Below are 18,237 nucleotides of genomic sequence, written 5' to 3'. Positions count from 1 at the left end.
GGCAGGGACCCGGTGAACACGCTCTGCGGCATCCCTCTGGACACCCTCCTCGAGCACCGCACCGCCTCCGGCGCCCACCTGCAAGTGCGGTACAGCCCCAAGTGCGGGACGAGTTGGGGCCGCGTCCGGGGCACCCGGGTGGGCGACCGCGGCCGGCCCGACCCGCTCCGCTCCGCCGAGATCGCGGACGCCCTGGACGCGAAGGCGTACATCTACACCCCGATGACGAGAACGGCTCCGGGCACTCTCGTACGGGCCTGCTTCCACCCCGCCGGGCAGACACGGCGGGAGGAGTGCTTCGAGGCGACCGTACGCTGACCCGCGCCGCCGTCCTGCCCTCCGCCCTCCGTCCTCCGCGCTACACGTCGAGCTTCCGGGCGAACTCGGTGGCCCAGTAGGTGAGGATGTTCTGCGCGCCGGCCCGCTTGATGCCGGTCAGAGCCTCCAGGACCGCACGGTCCCGGTCGATCCAGCCCTTCTCGGCGGCGGCCTCGATCATCGCGTACTCGCCGGAGATCTGGTACGCGGCGACGGGCACGTCCACGGCGTCGGCGACCTTGGCGAGGATGTCGAGGTAGGGCCCGGCCGGCTTGACCATCACCATGTCGGCACCCTCCTCCAGGTCGAGCGCCAGCTCGCGCATCGACTCACGGATGTTGGCCGGGTCCTGCTGATACGTCTTGCGGTCGCCCTTGAGCGACGAGCCGACGGCCTCGCGGAAGGGCCCGTAGAAGGCGGAGGCGTACTTGGCGGTGTAGGCGAGGATCGCGACGTCCTCGCGGCCGATCTGGTCGAGAGCGTCACGGATGACGCCGATCTGCCCGTCCATCATCCCGCTGGGCCCGACCACATGGGCGCCCGCGTCGGCTTGGACCTGCGCCATCTCGGCGTACCGCTCGAGGGTGGCGTCGTTGTCGACGCGACCCTTCTCGTCCAGGACTCCGCAGTGCCCGTGTTCCGTCGTCTCGTCGAGACACAGGTCGGACATGACGAGCAGGTCGTCCCCGACCTCGGCCCGTACGTCCCGCAGGGCGACCTGGAGAATGCCGTCCGGGTCGGTGCCGGGGGTGCCCAGGGCGTCCTTCTTGGACTCCTCGGGCACGCCGAACAGCATGATCCCGGAGATCCCGGCCGCCACGGCCTCCGCGGCCGCCTTCTTCAGGGTGTCCCGGGTGTGCTGCACCACGCCCGGCATCGCCTCGATCGGCACCGGCTCACCGACCCCCTCGCGCACGAAGGCGGGGAGGATGAAGTCGGCGGGGTGCAGCCGGGTCTCGGCCACCATCCGGCGCATGACGGGGGTGGTCCGCAGACGCCGGGGGCGGGTGCCGGGAAAAGATCCGTACGTCGTCATACCTCCCACGCTACGCCCGCCCGCCCCCTGCCTTTGCCGACGGCGAGTCGGCCCGGGATGGCCACCGGCACCCCGTGCCGTCGTCCCCGCTCCAGGGCCTGCCGTCGGCGCCGCGGATGTGCTTGCGGATCAGCCGGTCCGAGTAGTCAGGGTCCGCGATGCTTCAGCGGCGCTCGACAGCACCTCTTTGAGGATGTGGTCGGCACGCTGCTCGTCGATGCGGAACTGCGGTCCGGCGACCGACAAGGCGGCCACCACCTTGTCCGCGATCTTGATCGGTGCCGCCACGGCCCATACGCCTTCGTCGACTTCGGCCGCGCTCTTCGACCATCCCTGTGCGGTGATGGCGGCGATCTCCGCCAGGAACGCTTCCCGTTCCTGCTGCGGCGGGAACGGGTTGAGCCGCTCGAAGCAGCGCAGCGCCCAGCTTTCGCCCATGGCCGCGAGGAGGACCTTCGGTCCCGCGCCGCGGTACAGGCTCATGATCTGGCCGGGGGTGAAGGACAGTCGGATGAGGTTGTCGGTCTGGCATATCTCCACGCAGGTGGCGTAGTCACCGACTCGCTGGATCACCAGTGCCGCCTCACCGGTGGCCCGCGTGAGCCGTTCGATCAGCGGGCGCAGGGGCTTGCCGATCTGCAGGCCCTTCTCCGCGCTTCGGGCCAGCAGAAGGATCCTCGGCGAGAGGATACAGGTACCGTCGCCGTTGTCCTCGACAAGCTCCATCTCGCGCAGCAGGGACAGGAAGCGGTAAGCGGAGGGGATGGAGATGTCGACCTCTTGGGCGATCTCCTCCACACTCAGCCCTGGCCGTTCCTCGGAGAACAGCAGGAGGATCTTGAGGACCCGCCTGGCGCTGTCCACGCCGGGGGTTCGGCCTCGGGGCTCCGTTGTGCCTTTCACGCTTCGTTTCCTCGTTGTCTGGGCGCCGGAACGGCGGCGGGCCGGCCCGAGTCTGCGGGCCGGCCCGCTGGGTCAGGCGGAGAAGGTACCCACTGTCCTGTTCTGCTCGATGATGTTGTTCCCGTACGCGGCCAGGAACTCCTCCCGTGTGGGTTCTCCGGAGACGGAGGTGTCAAGCGCGTACAGCCAGAAATAGTAGTGATGGGTGCCGTGCCCCGCAGGCGGTTGAGGACCTGTGTAGGCCTTCTGCCCGATCCCGTTGGGGCCCTCGCGCCACGTTCCCCGCGCCTGGCCTCCGATGGTCTTGGCAGCAGGGTCGATGCCGTAGACGACCCAGTGGGTGAAACCGTTGGGCAGCGGGGCGTCGGGGTCGTTCACGACCAGCGCGAGTTCGACCGTGCCCTCGGGCACTCCGCTGATCTCCAGCTCCGGTACCAGGTTGCCGTGGTCGGCGGCGTACCGGTCCGGGATGCGCTCTCCTGTACCGAAGTCACGGGCCTTGATCGCAAGGTCCTTGATGTTGAGTGGCATTGTCCTCACTTCACAACGGGTGGAACGGACGGTCGGCGACGCACGCTCAGTCGCGTGCTCAGCCGACCTGCTTGAGCATTCGGGCGATCTCGTCGGCCACGGTGTCCGGGGCCTCCTCGGGTACGTAGTGGTCGGCGCCCAGGACGGTGACGGCGCGGAAGTCCGGGCGCAGTTCCCCGGTGGCGGCGAACGCCCGCTCGGAAACGATCCTGCTGTGCTCGCCGCGGACCAGGGTGACCGGCACCCCGATGTCCCGGGCGGCACCGTCGAAGTCCGCCCTGAGGCCCTCGACAGTGCCCGCCATGGCCCTGGGGTCGGCCAGCGGTCGGTAGGCCTCCCCCTCCCGGACGTACCCGTAGGCGGTCCGGCGCCGTACGGCGTCGGCGGGCATGAGGGGGTAGCGGGCCCGCAGGTACTCCTCGATCTCGCCGGCCGAGGCGAAGGTGCGGTCCCCGCCGCGCACCCTGGTCCCCAGTTCGTCCAGGACTTCGGGTTCGACGAACGGGGTGTAGTCCACCGCCACGACGCCCGTGACCAGGTCCGGCCGCCGCGCGCCGACGACCACGGAGTTGCGGGCTCCCAGCGAGTGACCGGCCAGGACCACCGGGCCGCATCCCAGCGCCTCGATCAGCGCCATGACGTCACCGCAGTACTCGGCCGCGCCGTAGCCGGAGGCGGGCTTGGAGCTGCGGCCGTGGCCGCGCTGGTCGACGGCGATGGTCCTGACGCCGTCGCCCAGCCGGTCCACGACCGCGTCCCACACCCCGAGATTCGCCGTGGTTCCATGGAGCAGGACGACCACGTGCCCTGATCCACGGTCGCGCAGGCACAACTCGGCCTCTCCCACGCGGATACGCCGAAGGCCGTTCAGCATGCTCCCCTCCTCCGGGGTGCCGGTCGTCATGCCGATCAGACCGGCTTGATCTCGGACAGCACCTTGCGCGTGGCGACAAGGCCGCGGACGATGTCGTCCCGCTTGGTGTCCACCTCGCCCTCGCCGTAGGTGTACATGCCCTCCCCGGTCTTCATGCCGAGCTTCTTCTGGCTGGTCAGCTCGGTGATTCGGGTGGAGACACCGGACTCGTTCGACAGGTCCTGGTTGAGGTAGCTCGCCACCGACTCGTAGATGTCGAGTCCGGCCATGTCCAGCAGGCGCATCGGGCCGATGACGGCGAGCTTGTAGCCGATGCCCCACTTGATGCAGGTGTCCAGGTCCCGCTGGGTGGCCACGCCCTGCTCGATGAGGGACAGGCACTCGCGCATGATCGCGTACAGCACCCGGTTCTCGATGAAGCCGGGCACCTCCTTCTCAACGACCGCCTCGTAGCCGAAGGCCTTGACGATCTCGATGAGCTTGTCCTGCACCGCGTCGGTGGTGTGCTCGCCCTTGATCACCTCGATCATGGGGATCAGGTGCGGCGGGTTGGACCAGTGCATGCCGATCAGCCGCTCGGGATGGGCCATCTCCTTGCCCATGTCCGAGATCGGGATGCCGGAGGTGTTGGTGGCGATGATGACGTCGTCGCCGACGACCGCCTCGACCTGCGCCAGCAGGGTCTTCTTCAGCTCGATCTTCTCCGGGATCGCCTCGATCACCAGCTCGGTGCCGTCGAGCGCCTTGGCCTGGTCGACTTCGAAGGCGACCGAGCCGCCGGGCACCGTCGGGACGTCCAGCTCGTCCAGCGTCGCACTCGCACCCGCGGCCATCTTCTCCGCTCGGGCGAGGACTTCCTCGCTGATGTCGTTGATGCGGACCTGGGAGCCGTGGCGTGCGAGCAGCGCGGCGATGCCCGGTCCCATGCTTCCCGCACCGATGACGGTAGCGACCTTGGGAATGCTCATGACTGATCCCTCTTCTTCTGGGTGGTCTGCTTGCGGTGGCGGCGGCGCGCTCGCGGCGGTGACGCGCCGCCGGCCGTGGAGAGCGCGAGGAGCCGTCAGGCGCGGCCCTCGTGGGCGTCGAGCGTGCGGTTGAAATACATCCAGTAGTTCTGCCGGGCCCGCTCGGGGTAGATCCTGCGGTTCTTCTCGACGGTCTCGTCGTGGTCCGGCCGGTCGTGTTCGAGGCCGGAGGAGGCCAGGTCGAGCTGGAACTTCGCCGCCTTCTCCAGGAAGATCCCGGACAGCAGTGCGTCCTTGACGTCGGCGCCGACGAACGAGGCACCGTGGTTGGCCTGCAGCACCGCGTAGGCGGACCCGAGGGTCAGGGCGAGCTCCTTGCCGAGGTCCTGCGTGGTGATGATGTGGCTGGTGGAGTCGAACCGGGGGGCCCCGTGGTCGGCGAACCACACGCCGTGGTTGTTGTACGGGCCCAACTCGGCCTTGGTGGCGCCGAAGACGGTCGCGTAGTGGGGGTGCGAGTGTCCCACCACGTTGACGTCGGGGCGGGCGAGCATGATCTCGGTGTGCAGCGGCCACTCCAGGTGGCGCAGCCCCTGTCCCTCCAGGACGTTGCCGTCGAAGTCGATGAGGATGAAGTCCGCCGCGGTGACCTCGCGCAGTGCCAGGTTGCCGCGCTTGAGCCAGATACCGCGCCCGTGCGGGTCGCGGTAGGACAGGTGGCCCATCGACATGTCGCCGTGACCTTCGAGCTCCAGGATCCGGTGGGCCCGGGCAAGGTGGTGGAGGACGTTCTCGATGGATTCGTCCTGGTGGTACAGGCTGTCGTTGTCCGACACGTGGAACCTCTCGCGATCAGTGGTGGTGTGCTGTACGGGCGCCCGACGGCGGCGGGCGCCCGGATGGACGTGCCGTGGACTCTCAGGCCTTGGCGGCGTGTGTCTCTTCGACGGTCATCCCGCCGACGCGGTGGTGGAGCCGGCCGCCGCTGGCGACCGCCACGCAGATGAACAGTTCGTCAGGGCGCGGCACGTCGGGGAAGGCCACGTGGATCGCGTCGTAGTGCGAGCGGACGTAGACCTCGTCCTTGAAGGCGAGCGGGATGTCGATGCCCGCCCCGGCCGAGGCGGTCTTGGTGGTCGAGGAGATCCAGGCGGCGGCGCCGCCCACGGCCTCACGGAAGGCGTTGCCGAAGACGGTGGTGACGCAGGCCACGACGTGCTCCTGCTCGCCGGCCAGGCCGGCGATCCCGGCCTTGCCGTAGCTTTGGACCTCGCGCCCGCCGAGCAGGGCGACCGCCCGCTTGCCCAGTGCGGTGCCCAGTGCCGGGCTCGGGTCGATCAGCGGGGACAGGTCGGCCTCGTAGCGGCCGGCGAACGGGTTCTTGACGACCACGCCGGCGACGGCCTTGACCAGCGGTTCGTTTCCGACCGCGCCTCCCTCGTGATAGGTCTCCTCGACCAGGCCCACCCAGCGGCGAACCTGGTAGGCGCTGCGAACAGCTTCGTCGGCGTTCATCGCTTCACTCCTGTTTCTCATGCCGTGGCGTGGCGGTTGATGTCCGTGGGGTCGTACTGGGCGGTCTCCAGGTTCACCTCGTCGAACTGGTTGCCCTTGGACATCCCGCGGGTTGCCGCGTAGTCGGCGGAACGTTTCTGCACGCGGTCGGTGATCGGCCTCTCGGTGTGCCACCACCGGGTGAGCGCGTCCTCGAAGTCGGCGTCGGCCGCCTCGGAGGCCGCTACGGCGAGGGTGTAGGCGTTGGTCATCGCGGTACCGGCGCCCTGGGCCAGGGCCGGGCACATCGCGTGCGCCGAGTCGCCCACCAGGGCCACTCGGCCCCGGCTCCACTCGCTCACCACTGTGGTCTCGTAGCCGTAGTACTTGGGGTCGTCGGCCACCGCGGCTTCCTTCAGAACGGGGGTCAGCTCCGGGAAGGCGGAGGTCCACAGGTCGAGGTCGATCGGCGTGCGGCTGCCCTGTTCGTCGTCCCGCGGCGCGCCCAGCGCGATGTACAGCTCGCGCTCATTGCAGGGGACGTACAGCACCCTCAGGTAGCGGGGCTCCAGGTTCCAGAAGTCGATGACGTTGTCCCACTCGCCGGGCCCGAGCTCGTCCTTGCACCTGGGCACCAGGAACCGGGTGATCCCGTCCCGTGACTTCCACCGCTCCTGCTCGAACCCGATCGATTCGCGCACCGCGGACTTCACCCCGTCGGCACCGACGACCAGATCCGCCTTCAGCATCTCGCCCGAGGCCAAGGTGACCTCGCCGCGCGGGTCCGCCGAGACGACCTCCGAGTCGGTGCGGATCTCCACCCCTGCCTCGAGTGCCGTCTCCAGCAGTGTCTTGTGCAGGTGGGGGCGCGTCATTGTGCGCCAGGGCAGACCGCTGAAGTCCTCCTGGGAGACGGTCCTGCCCTGCACCCGCGTCTCGTAGAACGGCGGGACCATCGAGTCGGCCAGGGCCCGGTCCCAGGCGCCGATGGCCTTCAGTACCTGCAGGCTGTTGTGCCACAGGACGATGCCGGCGCCCTGTTCCCGAAGCTCCTTGCCCTTCTCATGGACCCGTACCGTCCAGCCGCGCTGCGCCAGCGCGGCAGCGGCGGTCAGGCCGGCGAAACCCGCCCCCGAGATCTCGGCGTGGCGCCCGTTGCGGTCAATCGTGCTGCTCATTCTCTCGCTCTCGCTATCTCCCGGTATTCCAGCTGCGGCTGATGCACCGTCACTTGCCGGTGTTGCGCTTCTCGACGAAGGTCGGGTCGTACACGTCCTTGGTCGCGGGCGCCTCGCCCTTGAGTACTCCCTGGTCGGCGAGGACGTCGATGGTCGCCTTCCACCGGGCTTCGTCCATCGCGCCCAGCCCCTGCTTGTCGGTGGCGCCACTGGTGAAGGAGTGATCGACGTCCGCCTGCAGTTGGCGCTTGAACACCGGTGCCTTCTTGGCCAACTCCGGGGAGGTCTTGGCGAGCAGGTCAGCCGTCTTGTCCGGGTTCTTCAGGACGTAGTCGAAGGCCTTGAGGTAGGCGTTGGTGAAGCGCTGGACGACGTCCGGCCTCTCCTTGATCATTTTGTCGCTGGTGAACAGGCCGGAGCCGTAGGCGTTGTAGCCGGCGTCCGAGCCGAGAAGGATACTGAGCGATCCCGGTCCGCCCGCAGCGTCCTCCAGCAGCGGAACCTCGGCGTCGATGTAGCAGACGACGGCGTCGACCTTGCCGGAGACCAGGTAGTTCTCGTACGGCGGAGTCACCGTGACCTCTTCCACGTCACTGCGCTTCATGCCGTTCGTGGCGAGCAGCGCCTGGTAGAAGATGAAGGTCGAACCGGCGGGGTGCACACCCACCGTCCTGCCCTTGAGGTCGTCGATCTTGCCCAGCTCGGTCCGCTTCTTCACCGAGCACATGCCCAGTGGCGAGACCTGGTTGACGGCGGCCAAGGCCTTGACCGGGACGTTCTGGGAACGCGCGGTCACCAGCGAGGGAAGGTCACCGAAGCCGAAGTCGGCCTTCCCCGCGCCGACGATGCGCAGGGCATCCGGCGAGCCGGTGCCGGTGGCGATGTCCTCAACCTTGATGCCCTCGTCCTCGAAGTAGCCCATCTCCTTGGCAACGTGGAAGATTCCGTGGTTGCCGCGCAGCTGGTAGTCGAGTTGGACGGTGACGGTGTCGGGCTTGCCGGACGAGGCGGACTCGCCGTCGCTTCCCGACTCTCCGCCGCAGGCGGAAAGGGCCAGCATCGCTGCGGCGGTGAACGCGACGGCTCTCTTCTTTCTTGTTGAAGGCATGCTTGACGAAGGCATGGGCGCTCCTTGGTGTTCGAGGGTGGATGCGAAGAGGGCTCAGCCGGTCAGGCGCTCTCGGGAGACTTGATGTGGGGGAACCGCCTGCGCAGGAGGAACTCCAGGAGAGACATCCCGTAGTACAGGACGAGCCCGAGCAGAGACACGAGCGTGAGCGCGGCGAACATCAGCGGGGTGTCGAGCTGGGTGGAGGCGAACTGGATGAGGTAGCCCAGTCCGTCCCTGGCTCCGGCGAACTCCGCCACCACAGCGCCGATGACGGCCAGGGTGATGGCGATGCGCATGCCGGCGAAGAGGTAGGGCAGTGAGGTGGGAAACTGGATCCTGGCCATGATCTGGTTGCGGCTGGAGCCCACCGACTTCATGAGCAGGAGCAGGTCCTGGTCGACCGCCTTCAGTCCCACGATCATGTTGAGTGTGATCGGGAAGAACGCTATCACCACGATCAGCAGAAGTTTGGGCGCGAGTCCGTAGCCGAACCAGAGGATGAAGATGGGCGCCAGAGCGACCTTCGGCACGACCTGGAAAAGGACGACCAACGGGTAGACCGCGCGCTCCAGCCACGGGAACCGGGCGATTGCGACGGCGAGTACGACGCCGACGACAACACTCAACAGGAATCCATAGAGGATTTCCTCGGTCGTCACCCATGTGGCCGCAAGCAGCAATTCGTGCTGTTCGATGGTGGCGGCGATGAACTCGCTCGGCTTGGCGAGCACGAAGCTGGAGACATTGAATATCTCCACGGCCAGTTCCCAGGCGAGCAAAGCGCCGATGAGTACCAGAACGCTCGGCCAGGTCCGGGAGAGCCACGCGCGGAACTCTTCGCCGCCGGGACCCTTGGGTGCGGTCTCCGCCTTCGGGCGGGTCTGCTGTGCGGTCGCCATGTCAGACCGTCACTTTCGGTTCGAGAAGCTCGCGTGACCGAGCGGCGTACTCACTGAACAGGGGGTCGTCGAAGACCTGGCGGGTGCGCGGCCTGCCCAGGCCGATCTCCAGCGTCTCCACGATGCGTCCGGGCTTGACGCCCATCACGTGCACCGTGTCGGAAAGGAAGATGGCCTCGGAGATCGAGTGGGTGACGAAGAGGATGGTCTTGCCCGTGGCCGCCCAGATCTCGGCCAGGTTCTCGTTCATCTGGTCGCGGGTGATGGCGTCCAGTGCCCCGAAGGGCTCGTCCATCAGCAGGATGGCCGGGTCCATGGCGAGGGCCCGGGCGATGGACACGCGCTGGGCCATGCCGCCGGACAGTTCGTGGGGCAGTTTGTCGCGTGCCTCGACGAGGCCTACCAGTTCAAGGGCGCGTTCCGCGGCCGGAGCGGCGTCGGCGAGCCGCTCGCCGGTGGCGAGTTGGCGCAGCATGCTCGCGTTCTGCAGGGCAGACTTCCAGGGCAGCAGTGCCGGACGCTGCGGTACCAGGCCGATCTGCCGGCGGCGGACGGCGGCTGCCGCCGGTTGCCCGCCGATGAGCACCTCGCCCGTGGTGGGAGCAAGGATCCCGCCCAGGATCTTGAGCAGGGTGCTTTTTCCACAACCGGAAGGCCCGAGTAGAGTCACAAAACTTCCGGGCGCAATGTCGATATCGAGACTCTCCAAGACCGTCTGTTCCGAGCCGCGACGCCCGAAACGCATCCCGATATGACGCGCAGAAATACTCATGTTTTCCATGCACTAACTCCTACCTGCACACCGGGAGCAACCGGGGAACGGTCGAGCGGCGTCTTATCAAGGCGTAATAACGCTCTATCACGCGATGTGCGATGACCGTACGGGCGGCTACCCGGGGAGTCAAGACCTTGGACAAGAAGTTCCTTTCACGGAAAGACGGGCGCCGAACGGGGAAGGTCGCCGCCGCCCCGGCCGACGGGTTCCGCTCACGGTCGGACGCATCCGGGCACCGCGTTGGCCGGCAACGGACCGCTCGTACAGGCGTCTTGGCATACGAAAGGTGCGGGGCGGGTCTCCCGACCCGCCCCGCACCTGCTGCTTCCCCGCTGCGACGACAGGGCCCAGGGTCTGTGTGAAGGCGTGATCAATCTTGCCGATCCGGATCCGCGTGGAAGGCGGATCCGGCGGGAAGTCAATCCTGGCGCTTCGTCAACTCGCCGATGAAAACTGGAGGTTGATCGAGTCGTACCTGCCGATAGGCGAGTACGGCCCGCATCCCGAGCGACTGCGGGATCAGCTCGAGGAGGTGATCCGGCGGTTCAGGTCGGGCGCCCAGCGGCGTGAGATACCGGGAGAGTTCGGGCCCTGGTCGACCGTTTACGGACGCTTCCGGGTCTGGCGGAACGCCGGTGTCTTCACCTCCCTGCTGGAGGGGTTGATCGCCGAGGCCGCCCGCCAGGGCAAGACGGACTTGTCCCTGGTCAGCATGGATTCACGACCACCCATGCCCATCCTCGGCTTTCGACGTTTTCGTTGATCGCCGTCGGGGTCGCTCAGGTGGGTGATGTGACGTCATCCGACCGCGGGGGGTGTGGACAGCAGAGAAGCATCGGCAGTGCTTACGTCGCCTGCTGTGAGGGACCCGCCGATGCTTCCGGATCCGACCGTACCCGCTTCACCCCTCGCCGTCCTGGAGTTGGTGCGGGGCACCTTCACCGCGCCGATCTTTCGCACCTTCGCCGCGCTGGCCACGGGGCTGATCGCGCAGACCGGGCGGTGCACGGTGACCGGGGTGCTCACCGGCGCGGGGTCGACGAGGGCCTGGTCCCACGACCGTGCGCACGCCTTCTTCTCCCGCGCTCGCTGGAACCCGGGCATCCCGGGCATCTCGCTGTCCCATCCGATCGTGCGCCGGCTGCTGCCCGAGGGTGCGGTGCTGACCGTGCGTTAGGCCGCCCGTGCGTCGTTGTCCGTGGGCGGCTCGGTCACGAAGATCGTCTTGTACTGGATGTACGCCTCGATCGCCTCGCGCCCCAGTTCGAGGCCCAGACCGCTGTCCTTCCGCCCGCCCATGGGTGCGCCGATGTCGAAGTTGGCGTGGTTGACGCTGAAGGTTCCGGTGTCCACCGCGCGGGCCACCTGGCGCCCCAGCGCCTCGTCGGCCGTCCAGACGCTGCCGGCCAGGCCGTAGTCGGAGTCGTTGGCCATGACGACGGCGCCCTCGACGGAGCCGTCGTAGGCGGAGATGGTCACGACGGGGCCGAAGATCTCCTCCCGGGCGACGACCATCGCGGGGTCCACGTCGGCGAAGACCGTGGGCTCGATGTAGAAGCCCCGGTCGAGGCCGGCGGGACGGCCGCCGCCGGTGGTGACGCGCGCCCCTTCCTCTCGGCCCTTGCGGAGGTAGCCCTCGATCCGGTCGCGGTGCGCGGCCCCGGCGACCGGGCCGATCACCGTGGACGGATCCAGCGGGTCGCCGACCGTCCAGCCCTCGACCGTCGCGGTGACGGCGTCCACGATCTCGTCGTAGCGCGAGCGGGGCACCAGCAGCCGGGTGTTGTTGGTGCAGGTCTGGCCGTTGTTGTTGAACGACAGCCCGAGCAGGTGGTCGAGGAAGAGGGGAAGCGGCGCGTCCTCCAGAAGGATCGCGGCGGACTTGCCGCCCAGTTCCAGGGTGATCGGGCGTAGCAGTTCGCCGCAGAGCGCGCCGAGGCGGCGTCCGGCCGCGGTGGAGCCGGTGAAGGCGACCTTGTCCACTCCGGGGTGGGTGACCAGGTACTCCCCCACCTCCCGCTCGGCGGGCAGGACGTTGATCACGCCCGGGGGGAATCCCGCCTCGTGGACCGCGTCGGCGACGAGGAACGAGTCGAGCCCGGTGGTGGGTGAGGGCTTGATCACGGCGGTGCAGCCCATGGCCAGCGCGGGCGCCAGTTTGAAGAACAGGGTGCTGAGCGGGTAGTTCCACGGCGCGATCATGGCGACCACGCCGACCGGCTCACGGCGGACCAGGCTGTGGCCCACCCCGGCGGGACGCAGGTCCTCCGCGTACAGGACGTCGGCGAGCGGGGCGTAGAAGCGGAGCAGTCCGGCCGCGGCGCCGACGTTGGCTTCGATCGCCCGTGCCAGGGGCGTGCCGACCTCCTGGGCGATCACGGTGCCGAGGGCTTCGGTGCGGGACTCCAGGGCGAGGGCCAGGCGTTCCATCGCGGCGGCCCGCTCCTCGGCCGAACCCCACCCGCGGACGCCGCCCAGGGCGCGGCGTGCGGCGGCGACGGCGGCGTCGACATCGGCACGGTCGGCCTCGGGAAAGGCGCCGAAGGGCTCCTCGGTGGCGGCGCTGACCGCGGTGAACGTGCGGTCGGTGGCGGGGGTGCGCCAGTCGCCGTCGATGTAGAGCGTGTCACGGTCGGTCCCGTGGGACATGGCGGGGTGCTCCTTCTGCTCCTTCAGGTGCAGCTCTTGCCGCTGATCCTGCTGTACTCGCATGGGGTGCTCTCGTTGCTCCGGGCTCCGGTTCACTGCGCGGGGCCGTGGGCGACGATGCCGCGCAGGTTGCGGCCGGACCGCAGGTCCTCGAAGCCCTGGTTGATCTCGTCGAGGCTGTAGGTGCGGCTGACCAGCTCGTCGAGCTTGATCAGGCCCTGGCGGTACAGGGACAGCACCCGGGGGACGTCCCGGATGGGGCTGCACGAGCCGAAGATGGTGCCCTGGAGGCGCTTCTCGGCGAAGACGAGCTGTGTTCCGGGGAGCTGGATGTTGATGTCGTGGACGTCCTCGGACATGCCGGCGAGGACGATCGTGCCGCCCTTGCCGGTGGCCTCGAAGGCGGCGCGGACGATGGGGGCGGTGGTCTCGCCGGTGCAGACGAGGGTGGAATCGGCTCCCATCGCACTGGGGTTGAGCTCGGCGGCGAGGGCCGCCGCCTCGTCGAGGGTGCGGCAGACGTGCGAGGCCCCGAGGTCACGGGCGAGGGCGTGCTTGGCCTCGTTGGGGTCGACCAGGATGACGCTGCCGGCGCCGGAGAGCCGGGCTCCCTGTACGGCGTTGATGCCCACGCCGCCCGCGCCGACGACGATGACGGTGTCACCGGGCTCGGGATCAGCGGCATACACGGCTGCGCCCCAGCCGGTGAGGACGCCGCAGCTCACCAGCGCGACCACCGAGAGCGGCAGGTCGGGGTCGACCCGGACCAGGGAGTCCTGGGAGACGACGGAGTGCTCGGCGAAGGTGCCCAGCGAGCAGTTGGCACCGATGGGCCCGTCGGGGCTGGTGAACCGGTAGGTGCCGTCGGGGAGTTTGCCCTCGGGGCCGAAGGCCGCGGCGTCGCACAGGTTGGACCGGCCTCCCGCGCACCAGCGGCAGTGCCCGCAGGACGGTTTGAAGGAGGCGGCCACATGGTCGCCGGGGGCGAGCTTGGACACGCCCTCACCGACGGCTTCGACGATCCCGGAGCCCTCGTGCCCGCCGATGATGGGCAGCGGGGCCATGTTGCCGGTGCGGACGTGCTCGTCCGAGTAGCAGAGTCCGGCGTGGGTGAAGCGGACCAGGACCTCGCCCGCCCGGGGCGGGGCGAGTTCGAGTTCGGTGATCTCCCAGTCCTTGCCGGGGGCGGTCATGACGGCGGCACGGGTCTTCATCGGGGGCCCTCCAGGGGGAGACGGCGGCGTAGGCACCGTGAAAGGGACGTACACAACGAAAAGAACGGTGGAACAGACGACGGGGAAAGGCAGACGGGACGGGGCAGACCGGCGCACGCCGGCCTGCCCCGTCGGATCAGACCGTGATCCGGTCCTTTTCCTCCTCCACCGCCGCCGGAACAGCGGCACGGTGCGGGAAGAGTCTGCTGAACGCGGTGTGCAGGGCGATACCGCCGAGGAAGGCGACGGCCCAGCCGTAGTCGAACAGCGGCTTGAGGAAGGGGACGAATCCGTCCGCGGGGAAGGGACCGTTCCCGTTCTCGGAGTACGCGCCGGCGAGGGACAGGAACAGGACGATCCCGAGCGTGAGGAGGGGACGCCAGTTGAAGCCCTTGGCGTACTCGTACGGTCCGCCGCGCGTGTACAGCCCGGCGAGGTCGAGCTGACGCTTGCGCAGCAGCCAGTACTCGGCGGCGAGAACCCCGGCGACACTGCCGAGGACGGCGCCGGTCACACCGAGCCAGCTGAAGATGTACAGCTCGGGCGAGGACAGCAGCCGCCAGGGCTGCATCAGGATGCCGATGACGCCGGCGATGACGCCGCCGGTGCGGAAGCTGATGAAGCGCGGGAGGGCGTTGGAGAAGTCGAAGGCGGGGCCCACGACGTTCGCCGCGACGTTGACGGCGATGGTGGCCACGATGACGCACAGCAGGGCGAAGACGACGACGACCGGGTTGGAGAAGCGGCTGACCAGCTCGACGGGGTCCCAGATCGCGTGTCCGTAGACGACGATGGTGGCCGAGGTGGTGAGGGCGCCGATCATGGAGAACAGGGTGATCGTCGGGGGCAGGCCCAGCGACTGGCCGATCATCTGTTCCCGCTGCCCCTTGGAGTAGCGGGTGAAGTCCGCGATGTTGACGGACATGGTGGCGAAGTACGCGATCATGCCCATCAGGGAGGGCGCGAACAGCAGCCAGAAGTCGGCGCCCCAGCCGAGCTTGGACGGCTCGGTGGCGAGCGGGCCGAAGCCGTCGGCCTGGAGGACCATCCAGACCAGTAGGAACGCGGCAACGACCAGGATGAGCGGCGCGGACCAGTTCTCGAGGCGACGGATGGATTCGATGCCGCGGACGATGAGGGCGATCTGCAGCAGCCAGAAGACCGCGAAGGACAGCCAGAGGGTCTTGGGGTGGCCCCACACCTCGCCCGCGTTGAGCCACGCGTCACCGGCGAAGGCACCGGTGATGGTGTAGATGGCCTGGCCGCCGATCCAGGTCTGGATGCCGAACCAGCCGCACGCGGACAGGGCGCGCATCAGGGCGGGCACGTTGGCGCCGAGGGTGCCGAAGGCGGCACGGGCGAAGACGGGGTAGGGGATGCCGTACTTGGTGCCGGCGTGACTGTTGAGCAGGATGGGACCCAGGACGATCAGGTTGCCCAGGGCGATCGTCATGACCGCCTGGTACCAGCTCATGCCGAGGCCGATGAGGCCACTGGCCAGGTAGTACGTGGGGATGCCGTGGGCGATGCCCATCCACAGCGCCGCGTAGTTGTACGTGCCCCAGGTCCTGCGGGAGAGGGGTACGGGCGCCAGGTCCTCGTTGTAGAGCGGGCTCCCCTCGATGCTACTCGGGTCGGAGAGCTCTACCTGTGCGCTGGTGCGCTCGTTCGCTCGCATAGGCCGTTTCACCTTTGGGTCCATTGAGTGAACCAAGGGTTCAGAGAGTGGGAAGAGTCTCTGGTAGGACCACCAACGTGTCAAGAGATGTAGGTGTATCCACCAAGGGACGCGGAAGAGGGTGTTACGGGACGCCTGTGTCAGGGCCTCGAGGACTGCCGGGGAGTTTCCGGGCACGGGAGGACGTCCGGGGCCCCATGGGGTGAGGAGACGCCCGGAAGAGGGCCGAACAGCCCGCGCCGAGGGGGCGGGGCGGTTCGTCAGGCGCTGGTGCGGGAGGGGTCCGGGACGAAGTCGCCGGTCTGGTAGACGTCCGTACGCCGGTCGCCGAGCGGCTGGTTGAAGGGGTTGCCCAGCCGCTCCCCGCGGGAACCGATCAGGTCCACCTCCGCGAGGACGACGGCTTCCTCGTCACCGCCGGCCGGTCCGGCCAGCGGCCAGCCGTCCGGGCCCACGATCAGCGACCGGCCGATGAAGGGCTGGTCGCGCTCGGTGCCGACACGGCTGACCCCGGCGACGAAGAACTGGTTGCTGTGCGCTGCGGTCATGCACATCAGGTTGGCCATCACCGGCGCGTCCTCGGGCTGCCCGGGTACGGGCACCCAGTTCGACGGGAGGGCCAGCAGGTCGGCTCCGCCGAGCGCGGCACTGCGGAACGTCTCCGGGAACCACGCGTCGTAACAGATGCCGATGGCGATGTTGCCGAGCGGGGTGCGGAAGACGGGGAAGCCGTCCTCCTGACGGTCGTAGAGCTCCTTCTCGAAGTTCCACAGGTGCGCCTTGCGGAAGGTGCCGACGTGCCCCTCGGGGCCGATCAGGACCGCCGCGTTGTACACCTTCTCGCCCGCCAGCTCGATAATCCCGGCGACGATCCACAGATCCAGTTCGGCGGCGAGCGCGGCCCAGGCCGAGCAGACCGGACCGCCGGGGACGGGCTCGGCGTTCCTGCGGGCGTCCGCACGGTCGGTGAACATGTATCCGGCCGAGGCGGCTTCGGGCAGGACGACCAGCCGGGCCCCGGCGGCCGCCGCCTCGCGAATGAGCCGCGAGGACGTCTCGATGTTCGCCGCGGGATCGCGAAAGGCCGGTTCGAACTGGAGACCCGCCAGAATGAAGCCCGTCATCGGTCCGCCTTGATCGCCAGGTACTTGACGCTCAGGTACTCGTCGATGCCCACCGCTCCGCCCTCCCGGCCGAGCCCGGACTGCTTGATCCCGCCGAACGGAGCGGCGGGGTTGGAGATGACCCCCTGGTTGAGTCCGACCATGCCGCATTCCAGCCGCTCACTCACCCGCAGGCCACGGCTCAGGCTCTCGGTGAACAGATAGCCGGCCAGTCCGTACTCGGAGTCGTTCGCCAGGGCCACCGCCGTCTCCTCGTCGTCGAAGGTGACGATCGGCGCGACCGGTCCGAAGATCTCCTCCGCGAGGGTGCGGGCTCCGAGCGGCACGCCGCCGAGCACGGTCGGTGCGAAGAAGTGACCGTCCGAGGGGACCGGCCCGTCCCCGGTGAGCACGGTCGCACCGGCGGCGGTGGCCTCGGCGACCAGGGCGGTGACGTTCTTCACCGCGTTCGCGTCGATCAGCGGGCCGACGTGGCTGTCCGGGTCGAGACCGTGCCCGACCGTCAGCGCGGCCAGCCGCTCGGCCAGGCGGCGCCCGAACTCGTCGGCGACCGAGGAGTGGACGTAGAACCGGTTGGCGGCCGTGCACGCCTCGCCGATGTTGCGCATCTTCGCCTGGAACGCGCCCTCCACCGCCGCGTCGAGGTCGGCGTCGGCAAAGACCAGGAAGGGGGCGTTGCCGCCGAGTTCCATGGAGGTACGCAGCACGTTCCGCGACGACGCGGCGAGCAGCGCGCGGCCGACCTCGGTGGACCCGGTGAAGGACAGCTTGCGCAGCCGGGAATCGTTCAGCAGGTGGTCGGTGACCTCGCCCGAGCGGTTGGTGGTGAAGACGTTCACCACGCCGTCGGGTGCCCCGGCCTCCCGCAGGATGTCCACCAGGGCCAGCATGGACAGCGGGGTCTGCTTGGCCGGTTTGACGACGACGGTGCAGCCGGCCGCGAGCGCCGGACCGATCTTGCGGGTGCCCATCGCCATGGGGAAGTTCCACGGGGTGATCAGCAGGCAGGGGCCCACCGGCTGACGCATCGTCACCACCCGAGAGCCCCCGCCCGGTGCGGTCATGTATCCGCCGTCGATCCGGACGGCCTCCTCGGCGAACCAGCGCAGGAACTCGGCCGCGTAGGCCACCTCGGCCTGGGACTCGGCGAAGGGCTTGCCCATCTCCAGGGTCATCAGCAGGGCCAGGTCGTCCTTGCGGGCCATGATCGTCTCGAAGGCCCGGCGCAGCACCTCGCCGCGCTCGCGGGGAGGCGTCGCCGCCCAGGATGCCTGCGCCCGTACGGCGGCGTCGAGGGCGTCCACGGCGTCCGCCGGGCCGGCGTCGGCGACCTCGGCGATCACCGTTCCGGTGCCCGGGTCCTCGACGGAGACGGTCGCACCGCTGCGGGACGGGCGCCATTCGCCGTCGACGTGCAGGCCCTTGGGTATCCGGTCCACGACCGCTCGGGCGGCGTGGAGCCGCTCCTGAAGTGCCGCCATTCGC

General features: G+C 68.8%; 18 protein-coding genes and 1 pseudogene. 3 read left to right on the top strand and 16 right to left on the bottom strand.

Features of this window, described 5'->3' with window-relative positions:
- Window positions 1-12 precede the first annotated feature (12 nt).
- Window positions 13-318: a DUF2690 domain-containing protein gene (locus ACFPZI_RS04635; protein ID WP_381358561.1), complete on the top strand. Its 306-nt coding sequence runs from the start codon at window positions 13-15 to the stop codon at window positions 316-318.
- Window positions 319-358: 40 nt separating this feature from the next.
- Here ACFPZI_RS04635 and hemB read toward each other — a convergent pair whose 3' ends face one another.
- The 11 genes from hemB to ACFPZI_RS04580 form a co-directional block, all read right to left on the bottom strand.
- Entirely contained in the window at window positions 359-1,354 is a 996-nt protein-coding gene (hemB, locus tag ACFPZI_RS04630; protein WP_381358558.1) for a porphobilinogen synthase, read from the bottom strand.
- 129 nt (window positions 1,355-1,483) lie between these two features.
- The gene (locus ACFPZI_RS04625; protein WP_381358556.1) at window positions 1,484-2,257 is read right to left on the bottom strand and encodes an IclR family transcriptional regulator; all 774 of its coding nucleotides are present in this window, start codon (window positions 2,255-2,257) and stop codon (window positions 1,484-1,486) included.
- 72 nt (window positions 2,258-2,329) lie between these two features.
- The gene (locus ACFPZI_RS04620) at window positions 2,330-2,788 is read right to left on the bottom strand and encodes a YbhB/YbcL family Raf kinase inhibitor-like protein (protein WP_381358553.1); all 459 of its coding nucleotides are present in this window, start codon (window positions 2,786-2,788) and stop codon (window positions 2,330-2,332) included.
- A 58-nt stretch (window positions 2,789-2,846) separates the two neighbouring features.
- Window positions 2,847-3,662 (bottom strand): alpha/beta fold hydrolase, encoded by an 816-nt coding sequence (locus ACFPZI_RS04615; protein ID WP_381358550.1) that lies wholly within the window; start codon window positions 3,660-3,662, stop codon window positions 2,847-2,849.
- 35 nt (window positions 3,663-3,697) lie between these two features.
- A complete protein-coding gene (locus ACFPZI_RS04610; RefSeq protein ID WP_381358547.1) occupies window positions 3,698-4,630 on the bottom strand; it encodes a 3-hydroxyacyl-CoA dehydrogenase NAD-binding domain-containing protein in 933 nt (310 codons plus the stop codon).
- A gap of 95 nt (window positions 4,631-4,725) precedes the next feature.
- Window positions 4,726-5,466: a class II aldolase/adducin family protein gene (locus ACFPZI_RS04605; protein WP_381358544.1), complete on the bottom strand. Its 741-nt coding sequence runs from the start codon at window positions 5,464-5,466 to the stop codon at window positions 4,726-4,728.
- 82 nt (window positions 5,467-5,548) lie between these two features.
- On the bottom strand, window positions 5,549-6,145 hold the full coding sequence (locus ACFPZI_RS04600) for an amino acid synthesis family protein (RefSeq protein WP_381358541.1): 597 nt from the start codon (window positions 6,143-6,145) through the stop codon (window positions 5,549-5,551).
- A 17-nt stretch (window positions 6,146-6,162) separates the two neighbouring features.
- Window positions 6,163-7,302 (bottom strand): FAD-dependent oxidoreductase, encoded by a 1,140-nt coding sequence (locus ACFPZI_RS04595; protein WP_381358538.1) that lies wholly within the window; start codon window positions 7,300-7,302, stop codon window positions 6,163-6,165.
- Window positions 7,303-7,351: 49 nt separating this feature from the next.
- Window positions 7,352-8,425, bottom strand: a complete 1,074-nt coding sequence (locus ACFPZI_RS04590) for an ABC transporter substrate-binding protein (RefSeq protein WP_381358535.1) — start codon at window positions 8,423-8,425, stop codon at window positions 7,352-7,354.
- A 47-nt stretch (window positions 8,426-8,472) separates the two neighbouring features.
- Window positions 8,473-9,312 carry an ABC transporter permease gene (locus ACFPZI_RS04585; RefSeq protein ID WP_381358532.1) on the bottom strand — a complete coding sequence of 280 codons (840 nt, stop codon included), beginning with the start codon at window positions 9,310-9,312 and terminating at the stop codon, window positions 8,473-8,475.
- Between the two features lies 1 nt (window position 9,313).
- On the bottom strand, window positions 9,314-10,093 hold the full coding sequence (locus ACFPZI_RS04580) for an ABC transporter ATP-binding protein (protein ID WP_381358529.1): 780 nt from the start codon (window positions 10,091-10,093) through the stop codon (window positions 9,314-9,316).
- Between the two features lie 418 nt (window positions 10,094-10,511).
- Here ACFPZI_RS04580 and ACFPZI_RS04575 point away from each other — a divergent pair.
- Together ACFPZI_RS04575 and ACFPZI_RS04570 are read left to right on the top strand one after the other, a co-directional pair.
- Window positions 10,512-10,808, top strand: a pseudogene (locus tag ACFPZI_RS04575) (transposase); the annotation flags it as partial.
- A gap of 153 nt (window positions 10,809-10,961) precedes the next feature.
- Window positions 10,962-11,264, top strand: coding sequence for a hypothetical protein (locus ACFPZI_RS04570; RefSeq protein WP_381358526.1), 303 nt, complete (start codon window positions 10,962-10,964; stop codon window positions 11,262-11,264).
- Here ACFPZI_RS04570 and ACFPZI_RS04565 read toward each other — a convergent pair.
- The 5 genes from ACFPZI_RS04565 to ACFPZI_RS04545 all read right to left on the bottom strand — a co-directional run bounded on the left by ACFPZI_RS04565 (window position 11,261) and on the right by ACFPZI_RS04545 (window position 18,233).
- Window positions 11,261-12,799, bottom strand: coding sequence for an aldehyde dehydrogenase (locus ACFPZI_RS04565; RefSeq protein ID WP_381358524.1), 1,539 nt, complete (start codon window positions 12,797-12,799; stop codon window positions 11,261-11,263). The two genes, ACFPZI_RS04570 and ACFPZI_RS04565, sit on opposite strands and share 4 nt — an antisense overlap.
- Before the next feature lie 29 nt (window positions 12,800-12,828).
- Complete coding sequence (locus tag ACFPZI_RS04560; protein WP_381358521.1) at window positions 12,829-13,950, bottom strand: Zn-dependent alcohol dehydrogenase; 1,122 nt, start codon at window positions 13,948-13,950, stop codon at window positions 12,829-12,831.
- A gap of 136 nt (window positions 13,951-14,086) precedes the next feature.
- Entirely contained in the window at window positions 14,087-15,628 is a 1,542-nt protein-coding gene (locus ACFPZI_RS04555; RefSeq protein ID WP_381358519.1) for an NCS1 family nucleobase:cation symporter-1, read from the bottom strand.
- Window positions 15,629-15,888: 260 nt separating this feature from the next.
- Complete coding sequence (locus tag ACFPZI_RS04550) at window positions 15,889-16,752, bottom strand: nitrilase family protein (protein WP_381358516.1); 864 nt, start codon at window positions 16,750-16,752, stop codon at window positions 15,889-15,891.
- On the bottom strand, window positions 16,749-18,233 hold the full coding sequence (locus ACFPZI_RS04545; RefSeq protein ID WP_381358513.1) for an NAD-dependent succinate-semialdehyde dehydrogenase: 1,485 nt from the start codon (window positions 18,231-18,233) through the stop codon (window positions 16,749-16,751). The genes ACFPZI_RS04550 and ACFPZI_RS04545 overlap by 4 nt, the downstream gene beginning before the upstream one ends.
- Between the last annotated feature and the right edge of the window lie 4 nt (window positions 18,234-18,237).

It is taken from the genome of Streptomyces chlorus, assembly GCF_042655885.1.
GTDB lineage: Bacteria > Actinomycetota > Actinomycetes > Streptomycetales > Streptomycetaceae > Streptomyces > Streptomyces chlorus.
This window is presented reverse-complemented; position numbering and strand designations above follow the sequence as displayed.